Origin of the sequence: Mycobacterium sp., assembly GCF_002863225.1 — a bacterium.
GTDB lineage: Bacteria > Actinomycetota > Actinomycetes > Mycobacteriales > Mycobacteriaceae > Mycobacterium.
The window spans coordinates 1-19,179 of sequence record NZ_PKEK01000016.1; the positions used below are offsets into that span (position 1 = coordinate 1).

Genomic DNA, 19,179 nt, shown 5'->3' on the forward strand with positions numbered 1-19,179 from the left:
CCCGCGACGCCTTACCCGAGTGAGCGATACCAGACCAAGATGATGTGGTGGGACAGCCACGATTTCGTCAATCATGCCAAGCCGGAACAGGTGTCCAAGATCTTGACCGAGACCCAGTACCTGACCCGGCGGGTCTTCGCCCAGTCGGCGTGCAGCTCCCGTGCGGCGACCGCTACCTGAGCATGATCCGGCTCAGGTGAAGTCCAGAGGCACGAAGCGCTGGGCCAACAGCGCCTCCATCGCCTCGGCCTCCAACGGACGCGACAGCAGAAAGCCTTGTGCCCGATAGCAATTGAAGTCCAACAACGTCCGTGCCGCTTCGGCGGTCTCGACTCCCTCGGCAATGACTTCGAGATCGAAAGCGTCGGCCAGCGACATGATCGAGCGCACGATGGCCTGGTCGCCCTCGTCGGTGCCGAGCTCTCGGACGAAGCCGCGATCGATCTTGAGCGTGTCGACGGGCAGGGATTTGAGGTAGGCCAGCGCGCTGTAGCCGGTGCCGAAGTCGTCGATGGCGATCCGTACGCCGATGTCTTTGAGCCCGGCGAGGGTTTTGTGGGTTGCGTCGATGTCTTGCACCACAACGCTTTCGGTGATCTCGAGGCATACCTGGTTCGCGTCCAGCCCGAACGCCTCGAGCGAGGCGGCGACCATCTCGATGGTTCCCTCCGCGACCAGCTGAACCGGGGACACGTTCACCCGTAAGACGGCTTCGTTGCCCACACCGCGCGACCGCCAGTTGCTGAATTGTTCGAAGGCTGTGCGCATCACCAGGCGCCCGAGCCGGCCGGCCAGGTTGATCGACTCGACCACACTGATGAACGACTCCGGCATCATCAGTCCCCGCGTCGGATGTTGCCAACGGACCAGCGCCTCGGTGCCGAGCACCTCGCCGGTGCGCATGTCGAATTCCGGAAGGTAGTGCAGCACCAGCGCTCCGCTGCCGCTGTCGATCGTGCCTTCCAGTTGCAGTTCGATGTCGTTGCGGATCGCGTACTTGTCCGACAGGTCGGGGCTGAACCGGGCGACCTCACGCCCGCCGGCGCTCTTGACCGACGACAACGCTTGATTCGCGCGCCGCAGGACTGCCGAGGTGTTGTCGACTCCCGGCTCGCCGATGGCGATTCCGATGCTCACGTGACGGCTGACTTTCTCACCGTCGATCTCGACCTGTTGGCTGACTCCGGCCTGCAGCCGGCGAGCGAAGGTCTCGGCCTCGGCGACGTCCATCGGATCCTTCGGCACGACCACGAACTCGTCACCGCCGAATCGGGCGATCGTGGCCGAGCTTTCGACGGCGTCGCGCAAGAGCCCGGCGAAAGCTTTGACGTAGCGGTCGCCGGCATTCTGGCCGAGGTGATCGTTGATCACCTTCAGCCGGTCGACGTCGATCTGCAGCGCCGCAACCGGACCCGGCTGCCCGTCCACCAGTCGCTCATCGAGGTGCGCGAGCAACGCCCGCCGATTCAGCAGACCGGTCGGCTCGTCATGATTGGCGAGAAACTGCAGGTGCTCTTCGGCGTCGATGCGGGCCAGCAGCTGAGCGAACAGGGCGGCGATGGCCTGCAGCGCGCTCAATTCGTCCGGCAGCCATTCGCGGTCTCCCAGATTGACGAAGCCGAGCGTTCCGGTCGTGAGCTCCCCGGAGAGCAGCGGAACCGCAGCCATGGATGTCTGGGGCGCGCCGGTGCCCTCCTCGATGCTGCGCTGATAATCCACGTTCGCGGGGTCGGGCCGCAAAACGTAAGGCTCGGTGTAGGTTTCGATCAGTCCGAAAACCGAGTCGGCGTCGGCGAAGTACACCACCCCGATCGGGTCCGGGTCCGGGACATTCTCCCGTGGGGGCCAGTCGGCGATCAGGATGGTCGCACGGATGCTGTGGTCGGTGCGGCGCAGGAAACCGATATCGACACCCAGACGCTCCACCAACATCGCCACCACTTGCCGGCTGACCGCAGCGTAGTCGGCCGCGGTGGCCGCCATCAGATGTGCAGCCGCCGCGGTGACCAGGTCATCCAACCCGCCGGACATGTCGAATACGGTAGCGGTCATTTACGCCGCCGCAAATAGATGCCGTCTCGTGCATGCCTGCCGGCGGACCAGCCCGGCAGGCCGAAAAGAACTCCGTGAGCAGCGTAAGACGGTGGGCCGCTTGGTTAAGCTGACCAGACGAGCGACGTGGGTATCGCGACGACATGCTCGAAACCCACACTGACATAGGACGGAGCAGCGTGCCCGATCTGGTCGCAACCGCTCACGCGGCCCAGGTACTCGACCCCGCCGATCCCGCCGACCGCGAGACGCTGAACCGGCTGCGCGCCGACCCGGCGATCGAGTTTCTCGACCACGGCGATCAGCAGATCGCGGGCCTGCGGAAACTGCGGCCCGAACCCGGCGAAGCGATTCTGGCCGAAGGCATCCGGTGGGCCTACTATCCGTGGCGGCGCAGCGTGGTCGCAGTTCTCGGTCCGCTGGGTTTCCGGACCCTGCGCCTCGACCGCAACCGCAACAACATCACCGCCGACGAGCAGCTCCAACTCGGCACGTTGACGATCGGGGTCGCGGGCCTCAGCGTCGGCCACGTCATCGCCCACACGCTCGCTCTCCAGGGTCTGTGTGGCGCGATCCGGTTGGCGGACTTCGATCACCTCGAGTTGTCGAATCTGAATCGGGTACCTGCCACCGTGTTCGACCTCGGGGTCAACAAGGCCCATGTGGCGGCGCGCCGGATCGCTGAACTCGATCCCTATCTGCGGGTCGAGGTGATCGAGGCCGGGCTCACCGTCGCGACGGTCGACGCCTTCATCGACGGACTCGATGTCGTTGTCGAAGAATGTGATTCGCTCGACATGAAGGCCGTCGCGCGGCTGGCCGCCCGCCGGCGGCGCATTCCGGTGGTGATGGCGACCAGTGACCGCGGGATGGTCGACGTCGAACGCTTCGACCACGAACCCGAGCGACCGATTCTGCACGGGATGCTGGGGCAACTCGACGTGGACCTCCTCCCGGGGATGAGCAGCCGGGACAAGATCCCGCACATGCTGCGCCACTTAGAAGCTGAACAGCTCTCGCCGCGTGCGACCGCGTCCCTGATCGAGGTCGACCGGACGTTGTCCACCTGGCCGCAGATGGCATCGGACGTCGTCATCGGTGCCTCGGCGGTCGCCGAAGCCGTGCGCCGGATCGGCCTCGGCGAAACCTTGAACTCGGGCCGGTGTCGGGTCGACGTCGGTTGGGCGCTCGACCAACTCGACGAGCCCGCGCCGGAACCGTCGCGCGCCTTCGACGACGCCGGTCTGCCGACGATCGACGACCCGATCGTCGCCGCCGCGATGCGCGCCCCATCCGGCGGAAACAGCCAGCCGTGGCGCATCGAGGCGAACCCGAACGACATCACGATCACCGTCGCGCCGGAACACACCTCGGCGATGGACGTCGGCTTGCGCGGCAGCGCACTCGCGGTGGGTGCGGCACTGTTCAACGTCCGGGTCGCCGCCGCCGCGCACGGGGTGCTCGGCCCGGTCGACGTCGCCGAGGACGTCGATGGAATCCCGTTGCGGGCCGAACTGACGCTCGGGACAGGCGAAGACCCGGCGCTGGCCGAGCTGTACCGCCCGATGCTGGCGCGCGAGACGAACCGGCGCCACGGGATCGCCCAGCCGATCGACGACGGGACCATCGAGTTGCTCGTCGCCGCCGCACGGCACGAAGGGGCACATCTGCGGGTGCTCAGCAGTGAAACCGAACTTGCCCATGCCGCAACGATTTTCGCGGCCGCCGACCGCATCCGGTATTTGACTCCGCACCTGCACGGCGAGATGTTCGCCGAACTCCGGCTCCCCGGCGATCCCGAACCAGACACCGGACTCGACATTCGCACCCTCGAACTGGACGCCAGCGACCAGGCGATGCTCGAAATCCTGCGCCGACCCGACGTGATGGGTCGCCTCGCCGATTGGAACGCCGGCGCAGCTCTCGGAGACGACACCCGTGACCGGATCCGCGCCAGTTCCGCACTGGCGGTGATCACCGTGACCGGCGACAGTCTGGCCGACTACGTCAGGGGCGGGGCGGCCACCGAGGCGGTGTGGATCCTCGCCCAGCGTGAAGGCCTCAGCGTCCAGCCGCTGTCTCCGGTGTTCATCCACGCGCGCACCAGCGCGGAGCTCGCGAAGCTGTCTCCTCCGTTCGCCGACGAATTGATCCGGCTGCACGGCGACTTCCTGCGGTTGACCCAGACGGCTCCGGACGACGCCCTCGTGCTGGCGCTCCGGTTCAGTGCGGCTCCCCCGGCGTCGGTGCTCAGCCGGCGCAGTGCAAGCCGGGTTCATCTGCGGCGCAACGTGATTGATTGACCAACCGACATCTTCACCTCGGCCGTCGCGGACCGGGTGACGGTCCGTGGTCGCAGCATTCGGCACGCAACACTTCGACCTGCCGTTAGGCTTTGGGCGTCGGCGCCAAGCAGTACCCGGGGAGGCAGTAGTGGTTCACAGTCCAGTTCGTGCCCGCGCCGGGCATGGGTCGCTGCCACGTCCGCCGGTGAATCCGATGCCGTTTCGGCAGCGTCTCGCCGCGATCAAACAGTTCAGCACCGGCACTGAGCGTCTGCGCGACGCCGGTGGCCGGGTGACCGCGTTCGCGCTGGGCCCGCGCTGGCTGATGCCCCCGATGGTGTTGGTCACCTCGCCGGCCGCCATCCGTGACGTGTTGAGCACGAAAGACTCCTCGGTGGACAAGACCACCCCGGTGTTCACCGAGATGCGCGCGACCCTCGGTGACAACCTCACCGTCCTGCCTTTCGACCTTTGGAAACCGCGCCGGCGCATCCTGCAGCCGGTCTTCACCAAGCAACGGGTGAACGAGTTCGGCGGCCATATAACCCAGGCCGCCCAAGCGGTCTGCGACAAGTGGGGGGACGACGTCGAGATCGACATCGACGCCGAGTGCCGCGCACTGACCCTGCGCTCTCTCGGCCGTTCGGTGCTCGGACTCGACCTCGACCAGCGGGCCGACCTGGTCTCCGAACCGCTGCGGGTCGCACTGGCCTACGCGATCGGCCGCTCCACGCGCCCGGTGCGGGCGCCGTCGTGGTTGCCGACCCCGGCGCGCCGGCGGGCTCGGGAGGCCAACGCCCAACTGCACACCCTGACGCAAGAGATCGTGGACGACTGCCGGGCCGATCCGACCCGCGTCGCCCCGCTGGTGCGAGCCTTGCTGGCGGCCCGTGATCCCGAGACCGGAGCTCAGCTGTCCGACCGGGAGATCTGCGACGAGCTGATCATCTTCGTGTTCGCCGGACACGACACCACCGCGACCACGCTGGGTTACTCCCTGTGGTCACTGGGCCGGCATCCCGAGATCCAGGACCGCGTCGCGGCCGAGGTCGCGGCATTGCCCGACCGGCCGTTGACGCCGGACGACGTGGCCCAGCTGGGCTACACCATGCAGGTGGTCCGGGAGTCGCTGCGGCTGTGCCCGCCCACGCCCACCGGCACCCGGATGGCCGATCAGGACGTCGAAGTGGACGGCTACCTGGTGCCGAAAGGAACGATGATCATCGTCGGGCGGATGGCCGTTCAGCGAGACCCCCAGCTCTGGGAGGACCCGCTGCGATTCGATCCAGACCGGTTCAGCCCGGAGAACTTCAAGGCCATCGATCGCTGGCAGTACCTGCCCTTCGGTGGCGGGCCGCGGGCCTGCATCGGCAATCACTTCGCCATGCTCCAGGTGACGCTGGCGCTGGCCACCATCATCCGCACCTTCGAAATCCAGTCGACGGACCCCGATTTCCCGACGACGCTGCACTTCACGATGATTGCCGACGGCCCCATCCGCGCCAGGGTCCGATCACGCCGTTGACGACGGCGGGACTCCCGCTCGGTGCCATCACCCCCAATTGACGACAAACCGTCGTTTAGCCCACAGGGGTCAAACGATTCTAAAAGTTTGCTTTTAGCCGCTAGAACCGACATCATGTATGCAAATCAGTTCGCAACATACTGGTCTAGGGGCAGGGCATGGATTTCCGTACCTTTATCGGCACCATCGTCGGGAGCTGGAAGCTCGTCGTGGGCGCACTACTCGCGTGCCTGGTCGGCGCGGGCTTCCTGACCGCGATGCAGACGAAGAGTTACCAATCGTCGGCGACCATTCTGATCTCGTTCTCCGGGGCGCAGAACCTCACCGACGTGTACTACGCCACCCAGGCCGCCCAGGACCGGTTGGCCTCCTACGGCCAGGTCGCGGGCGGGCATGCGGTAGCCGAGCGGGCAGTCCGTCAGCTGCACGTCTCGGTGGACCCGGACACCTTGGTGAGCCAGACGCACGTGGCGTCCACGCCCAAGTCGATGCTGCTGAATCTGACCGTGATGGACACCGACCCGACCCGGGTCGCCGCCCTGGCCGGCGCAATGGCCGACCAGTTCGCGGCGATGGTTCCCACGCTGGGCGAGGGCCCGCGCCCGATCGAGCGCCCGCGGCCACCACGACCGGATCCTTCGGACAGTCAACGGATCGCGCCGGACACCCAACTCGACGCGGCAGCCCCGCCCCCCGCACCCGGATCGCCCGCGCTGCAACCGGATCCGCCCCGAACCGCGCTGCCGTTGGCCACCGCGACCGTGGTCGAGCGGCCCGGCATTCCGCAGACCCCGGTCAAGCCGGTCCCGTCGCGCAACATGGCGATGGGCTTGGTGGCCGGTCTGCTGCTGGGCGTCGGGGTGGCCCTGACTCGCAAGGCCACCGACCGCAGTGTGCGGGACCGCGCGAAACTCGAAGAGCTGTCCGGGGTTCCGACGCTGGCGGAGCTGCCCGCCCGGCCGAAGGTCGCGTCGAGGTTCGGCGCCGACGGCTCCTTCGACGATGCGGTGCGCACCTTCCGCACCCGGTTGATCAAGGTGCTGGAACCCCAGACCCGTCGGGTGCTGCTGGCCGCACCGTTCGGCGGCGAGGGAACCACGACGACGGCGCTGAACCTGGCCGGCGCTTTCGCCGAACTCGGCGAGCGGACCCTGATCGTCGAGGGTGACATCCGTAAACCCGCACTCGCTCGCGTGATGGGTGTCAAATCCGGGATCGGGTTGGCGGACATCCTCGCCGACCGCGATGTCGCAGCGATGGACGCCGTGTCGGGGACGTCCATCGACAAGGTGTTCATGGTCGCCTCGCGCAACGCCCGTGACGACGACATCCTGGCCCGCAGCACCGAACTCGCCAGTGTGGTCGAGGATTTGGCCAATCGGTTCGACCGCACCATCATCGACAGCTCGCCGGTGTTGGCCACCGCCGACGCCGGCCTGCTGGCCGACGCCGCACAAGCCACCGTCCTGGTGGTCCGCGCCGGGCGGACCACGTTCGACGAAGTCACCGACGCACTGCATGTCATGCGTTCGGCTGGAATCGATGTGGTCGGCACCGTGCTGACCGACGCGCGCATGCCGCGCTACACCCGGGCGGCCGTCCGGGCCTACCACCGCAAGCCGTCTCGAGCCTTGGTCATCAGCGGGTCTTCATGATCCTGTACGTCCGCGACAGCCGTGAACGGAGAGTGATCGACACCGTCACGGTGGCGGCATTCCTGTTCGGGTGCTTCGTCTTCGGCATCTTGGCAGTCCGGACCACGGTCTACGGTCTGCTGCTGATCGGTGCGCTGTTCTGCTTGGTGCTGTACTGGGTCAAACCGCAGATCATGGTCAGCGTCGCGCTGTTCTTGTCGTTCGCCGCGCTGCCCGAGGGATTGCACATCGGAAAGGTCTTCGGTCCGATACCGGTATACGCCTACCACGTCGCGCTGATACTCGCGCTCTGCTACCTGATTCCGATTGTGCGCCCTCAACTTTCGATGTTCCGGCTGCCGGCGATGTTCGTCCTGACGATCCTGTTCTTCACCCAGGTGGGCCTGGCGGCCGACAACGCCGTCGACCGGGTCGTGCACGAGGCGATGTACATGCTGGAACTGGTCGTCGGTGTGGTGCTGGCCTTGCTGATCGTCTACGCCGACTACATCAAGGGCACGCTGTACGCGGTCGGGGCCACGATGTGGTTTTCGGCGGGCATGGTCATCGCCGGCTCCTTCCACAGCATCCAGCTCGCGGGCCGGTCGGAAAGCATGGCGGACATGGCCGGAGCCGTCGACACCAACCGGATCATCACCACCGCCGAGACCCCGGCGATCGCCGTGCTGACCACGCTGGTGGCCCTGCAGATCCTGGGCCGTGGCCGGGCCGCCGCATGGCTGGTGTTCTTTCCGCCCGCGATGATCGTCACCGCGCTGACGTTCGCGCGCAGCACCCTGCTCGCCGTCGGCGTGGCCGCCGCGATCGCGATCCTGACCAGCATGAATTGGTCGACGCTGCGCCGGACCGGTCAGCTTCTGCTGTTGGGTGCGGCGTTGTTGGCGGTCACGCTGCCCGCCGCGTTGTTCCTGCTGCAGCATTCCGAGGCCGGTGTCTGGCTGGGCAACCAGATCGTCGGTTACAACAACCGGGTGCTCGGCGGTGTGTCGACTGATGCGCTCGCCGTGGACGAATCGACGCTGGATCGACTGCGCGAGAACGCCAAACTCAACCGCGCCATCAGTGAGGCACCGCTGTTCGGGCACGGGCTGGGTTACGCGTATCAGATGCCGTTCGGCAACGACCCCAACTGGTTCACCGCGACATTGGGAACCACGTATGCGCACAACTTCTATCTCTGGTGGCTGTGCAAATCCGGCGCCGTGGGGATGGCCGCATTCGCATGGTTTGCGCTGACCCCGCTGATCCGCGGATTGCGCAGCGCCTCCGCGCTCGCCAAGGCCGGCGCCGCAGTCAGCATCGGACTGTTGGTGATCTGCAACGTCGCTCCGCTGCCCGAGGAACCAGCCAGCGCGTTGGTCCTCGGCATGGCACTGGGTTCGGCGTTGGCGTTTGCCAACCTGGACCGCGCACAGCGCCGTGACCACGCCGCCGATGCACCGAATGAGACTGATTCGCAGCAGCTTTCGACACCGGTCGGGGTGTGCGGTGCGGCATGACCTTCGCAAGCTCGCGGCGGTGCTGGCAGCCGCGGTGCTGGCCGTCGGCGGGTGCGCCGACCACGACGCCGCACCTCGGGAATCGCTGGTAGCTCTGGCCAGTCCGGCAATCCCGATCGATACGCAGGAAGTCACCAATCCGCTCCGCGGACAATACGAGGATCTCCTGCAGCCACTCTTCCCGCAGGGCAACGCCGCCGACCGGCGATACCCTGCCTGGCCGAAGACTCACGACGTGAGCCTTCGACTGTCGTGGCGGCAGTTGCAACCCACCGATCCGGGCACCCTCGCACCGAATGCTGCCGACGATCAGAAGTACGACTTCCATATGATCGACGAGGCGCTGGCCGATGCATCCAAACGTGGTGCGCGGCTGATGCTTCAGGTGTACTCGTACAACTCCTGCTGTAACGCGCAGTACCCGGACAACACGAACATCGAAATCCCCGACTGGATTCGGGCCTTCCCCGGGTCGAGTACCAGCTACCCCGGACCCACCACCAGCTCACCCAGGATCACCCAGGTGGTTCCGAACTGGAACGACCCGCACTACCTGGACGGCTTCGAGAAGCTGCTCGAAGGGTTGGGCCGCCGCTACGACACCGATGAACGGCTGTCGGTGTTCGAGTTCTCCGGCTACGGCGATTTCAGCGAGAACCACATCTCCTACATCCGCGACACCTTGAAGGCTCCTGGACCGTCGCAGGAAGACAGCATGAAGCAGCTGGGGTACTACGCCGTGTTCCACGACCAGACCATCACTCTCGATTCGATCCGCCGACTGGTCGCCGCGCATGCCCGGGCGTTCCCGCACACCCAGATGGACGTGACGTCGAACAACCCCGAAATCATGCGGGAACTGTTCGAGGATCCCAACATCACCGGGCGGCTGGACGCGCCGGTCGGCATCCGTACCAATGCACTGGGCATGTATTCGCCGATGCCGGCGTGGGCGACCAATCCCTACTCCCAGTACGTGCTTCAGAAGAACCCCTTCATCGACGTGGTTCGCAAGCGCTTCGCGTCGGCCCCGGTGATCACCGAATGGGCGGATCTGACCGATGGCCGGTCGCGCGATCTGCCGAGCTACTACCGGCAGGCCCTGCGCGACATCGTCAAGTACCACGTGGCGATGACCTCCAGCGTCAACTTTCCCGACAGCAGGTCCAGCACCGCGATGGACTCCGCGCTGTACCTGCAGTGGGCACAGGCCAATGTCATTGCGGGCTATCGTTATTCGGCGACAGCCCGGAGCGGCTCGGAATCAGTGCGTGACCAGGTGGCGACGATCACGGCCACCTGGACCAACTACGGATCCGCGGCCGCCATCGAGAAGTGGTCACCCGGTTACCGGGTGGTAGACTTCTCCGGCGCGGTGGTCCGGACGATCCCCTCGCATGTCGTGCTCAAAGACCTCGTCCACCACGACGACGGCGACAGCGCGCAGCCGGTCCCGGATTCGAAGGACGAGACGGTGCGCGTCGAACTGGCCGGGCTGCCGCCCGGACACTACGCCCTGCAGGCCGCCGCCGAATGGCGACAGCACAAACCGGGAGCCTCGCACGTGGTGGACTATCCGCCCATGCAGCTGGCCCGCGACGGCCGGGACAGCTCCGGCTGGTATCCGATTGCCACGCTCGATATTCCGCGCACCGACCGCAAAGCCGGTTCAGCGCAATGACTCTGCGAGTGCTTGTCGTCGGCCCGGCCCCGGCCGGGGCCGTCAGCCGGGGTGGCATGGCAACGGTCATCGCGCTGATGGTCGCGCACCCCGACCGAAACTTCGCGATCACGGCGGTGCCGACGTACGTCGAGGGCACCCGATGGCATCGGTTGGCGGTCAGCGTGTCGGGCATGCTGCGCGCCACCTGGCTGGTGTTGGCCGGCAGGACCGACATCCTGCACGTCCACTTGGCCCACGGCGGCAGCGTGCTCCGCAAGGCACTGCCCTTGGCGGCCGCCCGCGTGGCGGGGGTGCCGTCGGTGATCCATGGCCACAGCTACGACTTCGGCGGTTGGTTCGACCGCCTTCCATCGTGGGGCCGGGCCGTGGTCCGGCGCCTGCTGACCGCTGATCGCTGGCTGGTGCTGGGCGATCGGCACGTCCGGGAATACGCGGACCGCATACGGCTGGCTGAAGATCGGATCGGTGTGCTGCACAACGCCGTCCAGATATCCGCCGACCCGGTATGCCAGTTCCGGGCGCACCCGGTTCACGCTGTGGCGCTGGGCCGACTGGGCATGCGCAAGGGTAGCTACGACTTGATCGCCGCGATCGGCCGACTCGACGCCGACGTGCGGAGCCGACTGCGGCTGACGCTTGCCGGTGACGGTGAGATCGACGACGTGCGGGCGGCGGTCACCGACGCCGGCCTCGACGAGACGATCGACGTCGCCGGCTGGCTGGGTCCGTCGGATCGGGACCAGTTGCTGGGCAGCGCCCACATTTTCGTCTTGCCGAGCTACGACGAGGGCCTGCCGATGGCACTGTTGGAGGCGATGGCGCAGGGACTGGTGCCGGTGACCACGATGGTGGGCAGCATCGGCGAAGCAGTCAGCGACGGGGTCAATGGCGTTCTCGTGCAACCGGGTTCGCCGAGCGAGATCGCCGACGCGCTGGCCACTCTGGTCGGTGACGAATCGCGGCGTGCCGCACTGGGCGCCGCGGCCCGCCGCCGCACTCACGACTTCGGCATCGACCGCTGGTACCAGCGCCTCACGCAGCTGTGGCTCGAACTGGCCGACGGCCGGCGTTCGTCGCGCCTCGAGACGGCGTGACTCAGGACGCTACGAAGACGAAGTTGTTGACGTAAGTTCCGCGAGTTGCCCAGCCATCTTTCCAGCCGGCGATGTTCGACGGGTCCTGATGCCGGGCGGGGTCGAATTCGCTTATCGGGAAACGGGTTCCCTCGACGGTGAACGAACCGTTGTAGCCCAGCCCGGTCAGGAACTCGTTGATCGCGGCGACCGCGCCCACGTGGTGGCGCTCTTCGGCTTCGACCACCAGCGTCGGCCGGTAGCGCCGCAAGGTGTCGGCCGCGCCGCACAGGACGGCCAGCTCGTGGCCTTCGACGTCGATCTTGATCAGCCCGATATCGCCGAGTTCCATATCGTCGAGTCGTTTGACCTCGACATCGATGGTCTGCACCGGGCTGCCGTCGGCATCGGCCAACGAGTTGTCGACGTCGATGGTGCTGCGGCCCGGGTCGAATTCCAGCACCCGCATCGCCGTGATGCCCGGCTGGTCGGACAGTGCGACGGCCTCGATCCGCACCGCCGCACCGACGGCGTCGAACATGTCCGTGAGCGCCCGGGCCTGGGCCGGTCGCGGCTCGAACGCAACGACCGATCGCGACGACGCCGCCATGGCGATGCTGAATTCGCCGACGTCGGCGCCGATGTCCAGCGAGACCCGGGTGGGATCGCACAGTGACTGGACCATTCGGATCTCGGCGTTGGACGCCGCGAGCTGGCTCAGAATGCGGTACTTCCGTCGGTAGAACGACCGTGGCGCAACGGCTTTGACCAACGGCGCCAGTGAACGCTTGGCCGAGACGGCGACAGACATGTGAGATCCCCCTAATTACGCCGTAGCGCGAACGGTTTCCGGCTTCGCAGTGGCGACCGACGACGTCATGACGTCGGTCAACACATTCAGCAAGCCCTCGGTGCTGTGCTCGATGGTGAAGTTCTCCTGGTAATGCCGCGCGGCCGCAGCGCCACACCGTGCCGCGGTGCGCGCGCTGGCCAATGTGTCGAACGCGGAGGCCAATCCGTCGACGTCGTCGATCCCGACGGGCGGACAACCGGGCGGCTGGAATTCCGGTAGCGCCCCGGCGGTCGACACGATGGGCATCACACCCAACTGCATCGAGAGCAGTTGCACGCCGCTCTGCGACGCACGCCGATGCGGGGCTAGCGAGGCCTTGGCGGCGGCCAGCTTTGCGACGACATCGTCGTAGCGGTACTTACCCGACACCCAACGGGTGTGTGCGGGCAGACTCCGGCTCATTGCCGGGCCGTCACCGATGAACACCAGATCGTCTCCGCGCCAGTGCTTCCCGGCGACGTGACGCTCCCACGCGTCGAGCACCACGTCGACGTTCTTGTACGGGTTGAGCCGGCCGAGCATCACGAAGTCCCGCCGTTCGCCGGCACCGACGAATGGCGGGACAGCGCTCGCGTCGAGGTCGCTGCAGAGCGGAACCATGCGCACGTCGGTGCCGGCCACATCACGCCGCCGGACAATCTGCGTCGCAACGTAGTCGCTGCAGGCGACGGTGGCCGCCGACGCCGCGCCCCAACGATCGAACACCGCCGTCTTGTACGACGGCAGTTGCTCGTCCGGATCGTGCGGGCGGTCGTCGTGCACCATCTGGATGCGGGGGGCCGTTCCGGCCAGCGCGATCCAGCGCGGGTCGGTGACCAACTCCGCGATCACGACGTCGGGCCGGTATCGGCGGGCGCGACGCCAGGCGGCGAAGTGTGGCGACCAGGTCGCGGCCTTGCGAAATTGCGGATCGAGCACCAACTCGTAGTCGCGGGTGTCGGATTTGGGGAAATACTGATCCGACGTCACGAGCAGAACGTCAATACCGCGCGCGCGCAGTGCTTCTGCGCGTACTCGCGCCAGCTGCCGCATCCCCGGCGACAGCCACAACACCCGCAATGAATGCGCTCCGGGTCGCACGACCTCGCCGCGTTCAGCGGTCATCTGGATTGCTGTCCCCTCATTGTGGCTGGCACGCCGCGCCAAACCGATCACCAACTGACGGCCAGTCTACATACTTTTTGAATGATTACCAACACTTTGTGCTACTTCTGGTATCCTGCGCGGACGGGTTCTCGAGTCGCAGGAAGGCGCTTGGATGGTGTCGGTGGCAAACCGCGAAGACGTGGTCAACTGGGCTGCGAAATACGCGACAGTGCGAAACATCGGACGCTACCTGGGCCGCCACGCGATGGCCGGCACCACCGAAATGCTGTGGCGTCGGCGCCGGAGCCACGACCTTGCTTTGATTGCGGCCGACCACTTCGCGCATCCGGGCGCGACCGTTGTCGACGTGGGCGCCAGTTGGGGCCTGTTCAGTTATCACCTCGCGCGCCGCGTAGGAAAGTCCGGTCAGGTGTACAGCTTTGAGCCACACCCGGCCAATGCGCCGATGCTGGGCAAGCTGGCCGATGCCCGGCCGCAGGTCCGCTTCAGCCCCTCGGCCGTCTCGGATGTCGCCGGACACGCACGACTCCAGGTCCCGCGCCAGCAGACCCGACTGGTGACCGCGCAGGCCAGCCTGTCTCACGGGTTCGACGGTCAAGGCGTCGACGTCGAGACGATCGAGGTCCCCACCGTTCGGCTCGACGACGCGATCGGACCATCCGCCCGCGTCGACTTTGTCAAGATCGACGTCGAGGGCCACGAGCTCTCGGTATTACGCGGCGGCGCTTCGCTTTTCCGCCGTAGTCATCCATCGATCCTCATCGAGATAGAGCAGCGTCATCTCGGCATGCCCATCGCGGACGTCTTCGCCGAAATCGAGGCGCTCGGCTACCACGTGTATTACGTCACCGCGACTGCGCTGCGGCCGATCGCGCAGTTTGACGTCGAACGCGACCAGATGTCCATGGTCCGCTCCGGGGAGTTCCACCCGTTCGCGATGCCCGACGGTTACGTCCACGACTTCTGTGCGGTGCGGGCGCCCGAGTTGCTGGCCGGCCTCCCGGTCGTCTCGTGATGACGATCACCGGGGACCGGCTGCCGAACTTCGCCGAGCACGACGAGGACAGCAAGAACCACCTCATCGAATCGCCAATTGTGCCAACCGGTTACGTGCAGCGGTACCTCGAGCGCGAGCTGGACCGTCGCGGGACGGACCGCGCGGCGTTGCGCATTCTGGACGTCGGCTGCGGCCGTGGCGACACCGTCGCGTGGCTGTGCGCCGAGGGTTTCGACGCGCACGGTACCGATGTCCGCACCGACTACATCGACCGGGGCCGTGAATATCTCACCCGTATCGGTGCCGATCCGGTGCGCCTGCAGCCGATGAACCCCGACTTCACCTACCCCTTCGCCGACGGCATGTTCGACGTGGTGCTGTCCGACCAGGTCCTCGAGCACGTCGCCGATCTGGGCGCCTTCGCCACCGAAGTGGCCCGGGTCTCCGCGCGTGGTGCCGGCGGGCTGCACATCTGGGATGCCAAGTGGCGTCCCGTCGAGAGTCACCTGCGGGCCCCGATCGTGCACTGGCTGCCCAAAGGACCGCTGCGTCGCGCCGGCGTGACGGCCGCGCTGCGCTTCGGGTTGGCGGCGCCTTACTTCACCGATTACGCGCTGCGCGAGCGCGCCGAAATTTTCGGCCGGTTCAGCGAGGACGAAACCTTCTACCGGTCCGTGCGGGCCAGCATCAAGACGATGCAGCGGCACGGACTGCGTTGCGATGCAAAGCTTTCCTCGCGCGAGAAGATCGGCGATCGCCTGCCGGGCGCTCCCAAGGCCGCGCTGCCGGCACTTGGCTGGCTCTACCGGCACATGTTCAGCGTGTACTTGCAGACCGTCAAACCCTAGCCAGCGGTCGCCGGTCAGGCGATGCAGCGCAGGAATCCCCGCGGGGTCGAGGTGAACACCAGCTTGGAGGCGAAGTCCTCGTCGACCGCGAAGCGGCAGTCCGGCTGAGCCAGGAACTCGTCTACGGCGTTGGCCGGCGAATTGCCGTGATGCCATGGGCGGTCCGGGTAGACGTCCTCCGACAACGCTTCGATCGCGGTGTCCTGCACGACCACAAAGGATCCCGAGCCGACCAGTGGCGAGTACGCCTCGAGCTCGGCGAGAACGTGATCCTTGGTGTGCAGCGAATCGAGTACCACCAGCACCGGCCCGCGGTCGCCGACCATCGACGCAACCTCAGCCACGGTGCCGGGGTCGATCGACGACCCTTCGACGAGCCTGATGCGATCCGCCAGCGGATGGGCCTCGATCGCCTCGCGGTTGTGGCTGCGAATGTCGACATCGACCCCGATGACGAAACCGTCCGAGCCGAGCAACTGCATCATCGATGCATACAACGCCAGCGAGCCACCCCGGGCCACACCTGTCTCGATCACGACTGCGGGTTTGACTGTCCAGCAGATCTCCTGCAGCGCAATGATGTCCGGTGGGAACTGGATGATCGGCAGCCCCAGCCAGTCGAAGTTGAAGACATAGCGGTGCTGAATCAGCGTCTCGGTCATGCGCACAGCTTCTTTGCCGAGCACGTCGTCGCTACCCAGCTTCGCAATGTTGCGTCGGCGCTCGTCGGCGAATCTTTCGAGATCTCCCATGGCAGGTTTCTCCTCGGTGGTTCAGGTTCCGGCGAGTCGCGCCACGATCGGCGCCGCAGAATCCAGATCGGATTTGAGTTGGATGTATGAGATGCCGAACCGTTCCCGTCGTTCGACCAACAGGTCGCAACAGCGGTCGACACTGCCGGACAACACGGCAGGCGAATGGGCGTAGAGCTCCGGATCGGCGCGCAGGTGCTCGTTGAACGACGACCGGGACGCCGGGTGCCCGTCGACTTCGGTGAGGTAGACGTTGAATTGGATCTCGACGTCGTCGACGGCCCGCCCCGCGGCGCAGATCTCCTTTTCGACCAGACGAATCTTGTTGCCTACCTGAATTGCTGACAAATCGGCCGCAGCTTCGGGGCCGAGCGTCCCGGTGGTCATTCTGGGGTGGACGGCGATGATGTCGGCGTGCTGCGCGGCCAGCCGGAGCATGCGGGGCCCGCCGCCGCCGAGTAACAACGGCGGGTGTGGGCGTTGCACGGATCTGGGTGCGCCGTCGAGACCCCGCACTGTGTAGTGCCGCCCCTGGAAATCGGCCGGGCCGTCGGCGAACAGGAGCTTGAGCAGTTGCACCGACTCGCCGACCCGTTCGATGCGCTCACCCGGTGAATCCGTCGGCAGACCGATGCTGCGGAAGTCGTCGGCCAGCCAGCCGGCCCCGAGGCCGATTTCGACTCGGCCGCTGGACAACACGTCGAGCATGGCCATGGACCTGTGCGTCAACACCGGGTGCCGGAAGTCGTTGCACATCACTAGGCTCAGCAGGCGCAGCGACGATGTCACCTCCGCAGCAGCGGTCAGCGCGACCACCGGTTCCATCTGCCAGCCGGCGATGTGTTCGGCCACCGCGACGGTGCTGAAGCCGAGGTCTTCGATCCGGCGGATCTGGTCGCGCCATGTCGCGGGTGAGTCGAACCGCGGCATCGGCGCAATGAAACGAAACGGCCGCACCACATTCACCCCCTGTGTCTCGATCAACTCCGGATGGCGTGCGGCGCTGCACTGATTCCGTTATCGGTCGGTTGAACCGGCCTACTGGTCTTTACGAAATATGGTCGCACAGTCCACAATCGGCGGCCACGGCACCGGCTGCTGACGAACCACCGTGAGCCCGTGGAGCCGGCACTGCTCGGCGACGAGTTCCTTACTCGCGTTGCTGCGCCAGTGCGGATTGCGCTTGATGCTCTTGTGCGCGCGATCACCGAGGTCGGAGTGGTGCAGGAAGCCCGAGCCCCCGGGCTGCAGGACGCGGGCGAACTCGCCGATGTAAGCCGCGAGCACACTCTTGTCGAAATGCACCGCGGAGTCCCAGCAGTAGATGGCCGTCACCGACGAATCGTCCACCATCCGCAGATCGCATCCGTTGTTCTGGTGGTAGGTGACCTCGCAGCGATTACCCAACGCGCGCAGTCGATCCCGGGTCTGCGCCAGCGCCTGCTGGTTGTAATCGACCGCGATCAGGCGGGTCGTCAGCTCGCTGAGCTTCTCGGTGTTGCGTCCCGCACCGGGTGAGAGTTCAAGCACGGTCCTGAAGTCGAAATCCTCGATCAGCGGACGAATGGTGCCGATCCACTGCTCGTGGAACTGGCCCTCTGCCTCGCGGAAATAGTTGTCCCACATGTCATCCCGGGCACACTGTCGCAGGTTTGCCGCCTTCGACGGCAACAGGTGCGCGGTCGTCAGATCGGACAGCCGGCCGACAACCCGCTGAACGAGGCTACGGGTGTCGGTGGGCGACGGGACAGCGGTTGAGCTCATGTCGTTCTCCTGCAGTGGTTGGGTCGTGGTGGTGGTCAGTTGAGGCGGGTGCCCAGAACTTCGTTGATCACGTTCATCAATCCGTCGGCAACCAGGTCGACGGTGAACTTGTCGGCGTAGTGGCGCGCGGCCGAGGCACCCCGCAGTGTTGCGGTGAAGGGGTCGGCCAGATCGTCGAACGCGGCGGTGAGTCCGGCGACGTCGTCGACACCCAGGGGCGGGCAGCCCGGCGGCTGATATTCCGGGAGCCCGCCGACGGTGGAAACGATTGGCATGACGCCCAATTGCATCGAGAGCACCTGGACGCCGCTCTGCGAAGCGCGCCGGTAGTGCGCTACGGACCCCTTGGCCGACGCCAACGTCGTCAGGACTTCCGAGTAGCGGTAACGTCCGGGCCGCCAGCGTACGTATTCGGGTAGCGACTGAAGCACCAGCGGGCCGTCGCCGATCAGCACCAGCTCGTCACCGCGCCAGCTGTCGCCGTCGACGTGCTGTTGCCAAGCCTGCAGGACCACGTCGATGTTCTTGTACGGGTGCAGGCGGCCGACCATCACGAAATCGCGTCGTGCCTCCGGATCTGCCAGCGGCGGAACCAAAGTCGGGTCGAGATCGCTGGCCAGGGGTAACACGTGCACCGGTGTGCCGATCACGTCCCGCCGGGTCGCGACCGCGGCGGCCACATAGCTGCTGTAGGTGATCGTCGCCGCCGAGCGCGCGGCCCAACGGTCGAACACCGCACGCTTGAGAAACGGCCGGTGCTCGACCGGGTCGTTGCCGCGGTGGTCGTGCACCAGCTGAATGCGCGGAACCTTCGCGGCCAGCGCCATCCAGCGCGCATTGCGCACCGACTCGGAGATCACCACGTCGGGCCGGTAGTCGCGCACCTCATTCCAGGCGGCCATCGTGTGCGGCCAGCTCGACGCGGTGTGCGCGCGCGGGTCCAGCACGAATTCGTAGTCGCGGGGATTTCCCGACTCCGGATGTTCGTCGGATGTCATCAACAGGACCTCGACACCGCGCCGACGCAGGGCCTCGGCGTGTACGCGCGCCAAGGGCCGCATCTGCGGTGAAAGCCACAGCACGCG

General features: G+C 66.3%; 15 protein-coding genes and 1 pseudogene. 9 read left to right on the forward strand and 7 right to left on the reverse strand.

Annotated features, from left to right (window positions below):
* Window positions 1-180: pseudogene (locus CYU59_RS03495) on the forward strand (hypothetical protein); the annotation flags it as partial.
* Between the two features lie 12 nt (window positions 181-192).
* Here the strand turns inward: CYU59_RS03495 and CYU59_RS03500 are convergent.
* Entirely contained in the window at window positions 193-2,031 is a 1,839-nt protein-coding gene (locus CYU59_RS03500; RefSeq protein WP_292975994.1) for an EAL domain-containing protein, read from the reverse strand.
* Window positions 2,032-2,231: 200 nt separating this feature from the next.
* Between CYU59_RS03500 and CYU59_RS03505 the strand changes: the two genes are divergently transcribed.
* The 6 genes from CYU59_RS03505 to CYU59_RS03530 all read left to right on the forward strand — a co-directional run bounded on the left by CYU59_RS03505 (window position 2,232) and on the right by CYU59_RS03530 (window position 11,794).
* On the forward strand, window positions 2,232-4,355 hold the full coding sequence (locus tag CYU59_RS03505) for an Rv1355c family protein (protein ID WP_292975949.1): 2,124 nt from the start codon (window positions 2,232-2,234) through the stop codon (window positions 4,353-4,355).
* Between the two features lie 196 nt (window positions 4,356-4,551).
* Window positions 4,552-5,862, forward strand: a complete 1,311-nt coding sequence (locus CYU59_RS03510; RefSeq protein WP_292975951.1) for a cytochrome P450 — start codon at window positions 4,552-4,554, stop codon at window positions 5,860-5,862.
* A 158-nt stretch (window positions 5,863-6,020) separates the two neighbouring features.
* Window positions 6,021-7,517: a polysaccharide biosynthesis tyrosine autokinase gene (locus CYU59_RS03515; RefSeq protein WP_292975953.1), complete on the forward strand. Its 1,497-nt coding sequence runs from the start codon at window positions 6,021-6,023 to the stop codon at window positions 7,515-7,517.
* On the forward strand, window positions 7,514-9,016 hold the full coding sequence (locus CYU59_RS03520; RefSeq protein ID WP_292975955.1) for an O-antigen ligase family protein: 1,503 nt from the start codon (window positions 7,514-7,516) through the stop codon (window positions 9,014-9,016). The genes CYU59_RS03515 and CYU59_RS03520 overlap by 4 nt, the downstream gene beginning before the upstream one ends.
* 34 nt (window positions 9,017-9,050) lie before the next feature.
* Window positions 9,051-10,697 carry a hypothetical protein gene (locus CYU59_RS03525; RefSeq protein WP_292975996.1) on the forward strand — a complete coding sequence of 549 codons (1,647 nt, stop codon included), beginning with the start codon at window positions 9,051-9,053 and terminating at the stop codon, window positions 10,695-10,697.
* Window positions 10,694-11,794 carry a glycosyltransferase gene (locus CYU59_RS03530; RefSeq protein WP_292975957.1) on the forward strand — a complete coding sequence of 367 codons (1,101 nt, stop codon included), beginning with the start codon at window positions 10,694-10,696 and terminating at the stop codon, window positions 11,792-11,794. The genes CYU59_RS03525 and CYU59_RS03530 overlap by 4 nt, the downstream gene beginning before the upstream one ends.
* A 1-nt stretch (window position 11,795) precedes the next feature.
* Here CYU59_RS03530 and CYU59_RS03535 read toward each other — a convergent pair whose 3' ends face one another.
* Window positions 11,796-12,584, reverse strand: a complete 789-nt coding sequence (locus CYU59_RS03535) for an FkbM family methyltransferase (protein WP_292975959.1) — start codon at window positions 12,582-12,584, stop codon at window positions 11,796-11,798.
* Window positions 12,585-12,599: 15 nt separating this feature from the next.
* Complete coding sequence (locus CYU59_RS03540; RefSeq protein ID WP_292975998.1) at window positions 12,600-13,679, reverse strand: glycosyltransferase; 1,080 nt, start codon at window positions 13,677-13,679, stop codon at window positions 12,600-12,602.
* Between the two features lie 205 nt (window positions 13,680-13,884).
* Between CYU59_RS03540 and CYU59_RS03545 the strand changes: the two genes are divergently transcribed.
* Both CYU59_RS03545 and CYU59_RS03550 read left to right on the forward strand, forming a co-directional pair.
* Window positions 13,885-14,748: an FkbM family methyltransferase gene (locus CYU59_RS03545; RefSeq protein ID WP_292975961.1), complete on the forward strand. Its 864-nt coding sequence runs from the start codon at window positions 13,885-13,887 to the stop codon at window positions 14,746-14,748.
* The gene (locus CYU59_RS03550; RefSeq protein WP_292975963.1) at window positions 14,748-15,578 is read left to right on the forward strand and encodes a class I SAM-dependent methyltransferase; all 831 of its coding nucleotides are present in this window, start codon (window positions 14,748-14,750) and stop codon (window positions 15,576-15,578) included. Before CYU59_RS03545 ends, CYU59_RS03550 begins: the two co-directional genes overlap by 1 nt.
* 14 nt (window positions 15,579-15,592) lie before the next feature.
* Here the strand turns inward: CYU59_RS03550 and CYU59_RS03555 are convergent, their stop codons facing one another.
* The 4 genes from CYU59_RS03555 to CYU59_RS03570 all read right to left on the reverse strand — a co-directional run bounded on the left by CYU59_RS03555 (window position 15,593) and on the right by CYU59_RS03570 (window position 19,176).
* Window positions 15,593-16,330, reverse strand: coding sequence for a CmcI family methyltransferase (locus CYU59_RS03555; protein ID WP_292975965.1), 738 nt, complete (start codon window positions 16,328-16,330; stop codon window positions 15,593-15,595).
* A 21-nt stretch (window positions 16,331-16,351) separates the two neighbouring features.
* Window positions 16,352-17,296 (reverse strand): TIGR03621 family F420-dependent LLM class oxidoreductase, encoded by a 945-nt coding sequence (locus CYU59_RS03560; protein ID WP_363113813.1) that lies wholly within the window; start codon window positions 17,294-17,296, stop codon window positions 16,352-16,354.
* A gap of 72 nt (window positions 17,297-17,368) precedes the next feature.
* Window positions 17,369-18,094, reverse strand: coding sequence for a class I SAM-dependent methyltransferase (locus tag CYU59_RS03565; RefSeq protein ID WP_292975967.1), 726 nt, complete (start codon window positions 18,092-18,094; stop codon window positions 17,369-17,371).
* A gap of 35 nt (window positions 18,095-18,129) precedes the next feature.
* Complete coding sequence (locus CYU59_RS03570; protein WP_292975969.1) at window positions 18,130-19,176, reverse strand: glycosyltransferase family 4 protein; 1,047 nt, start codon at window positions 19,174-19,176, stop codon at window positions 18,130-18,132.
* Window positions 19,177-19,179 lie beyond the last annotated feature (3 nt).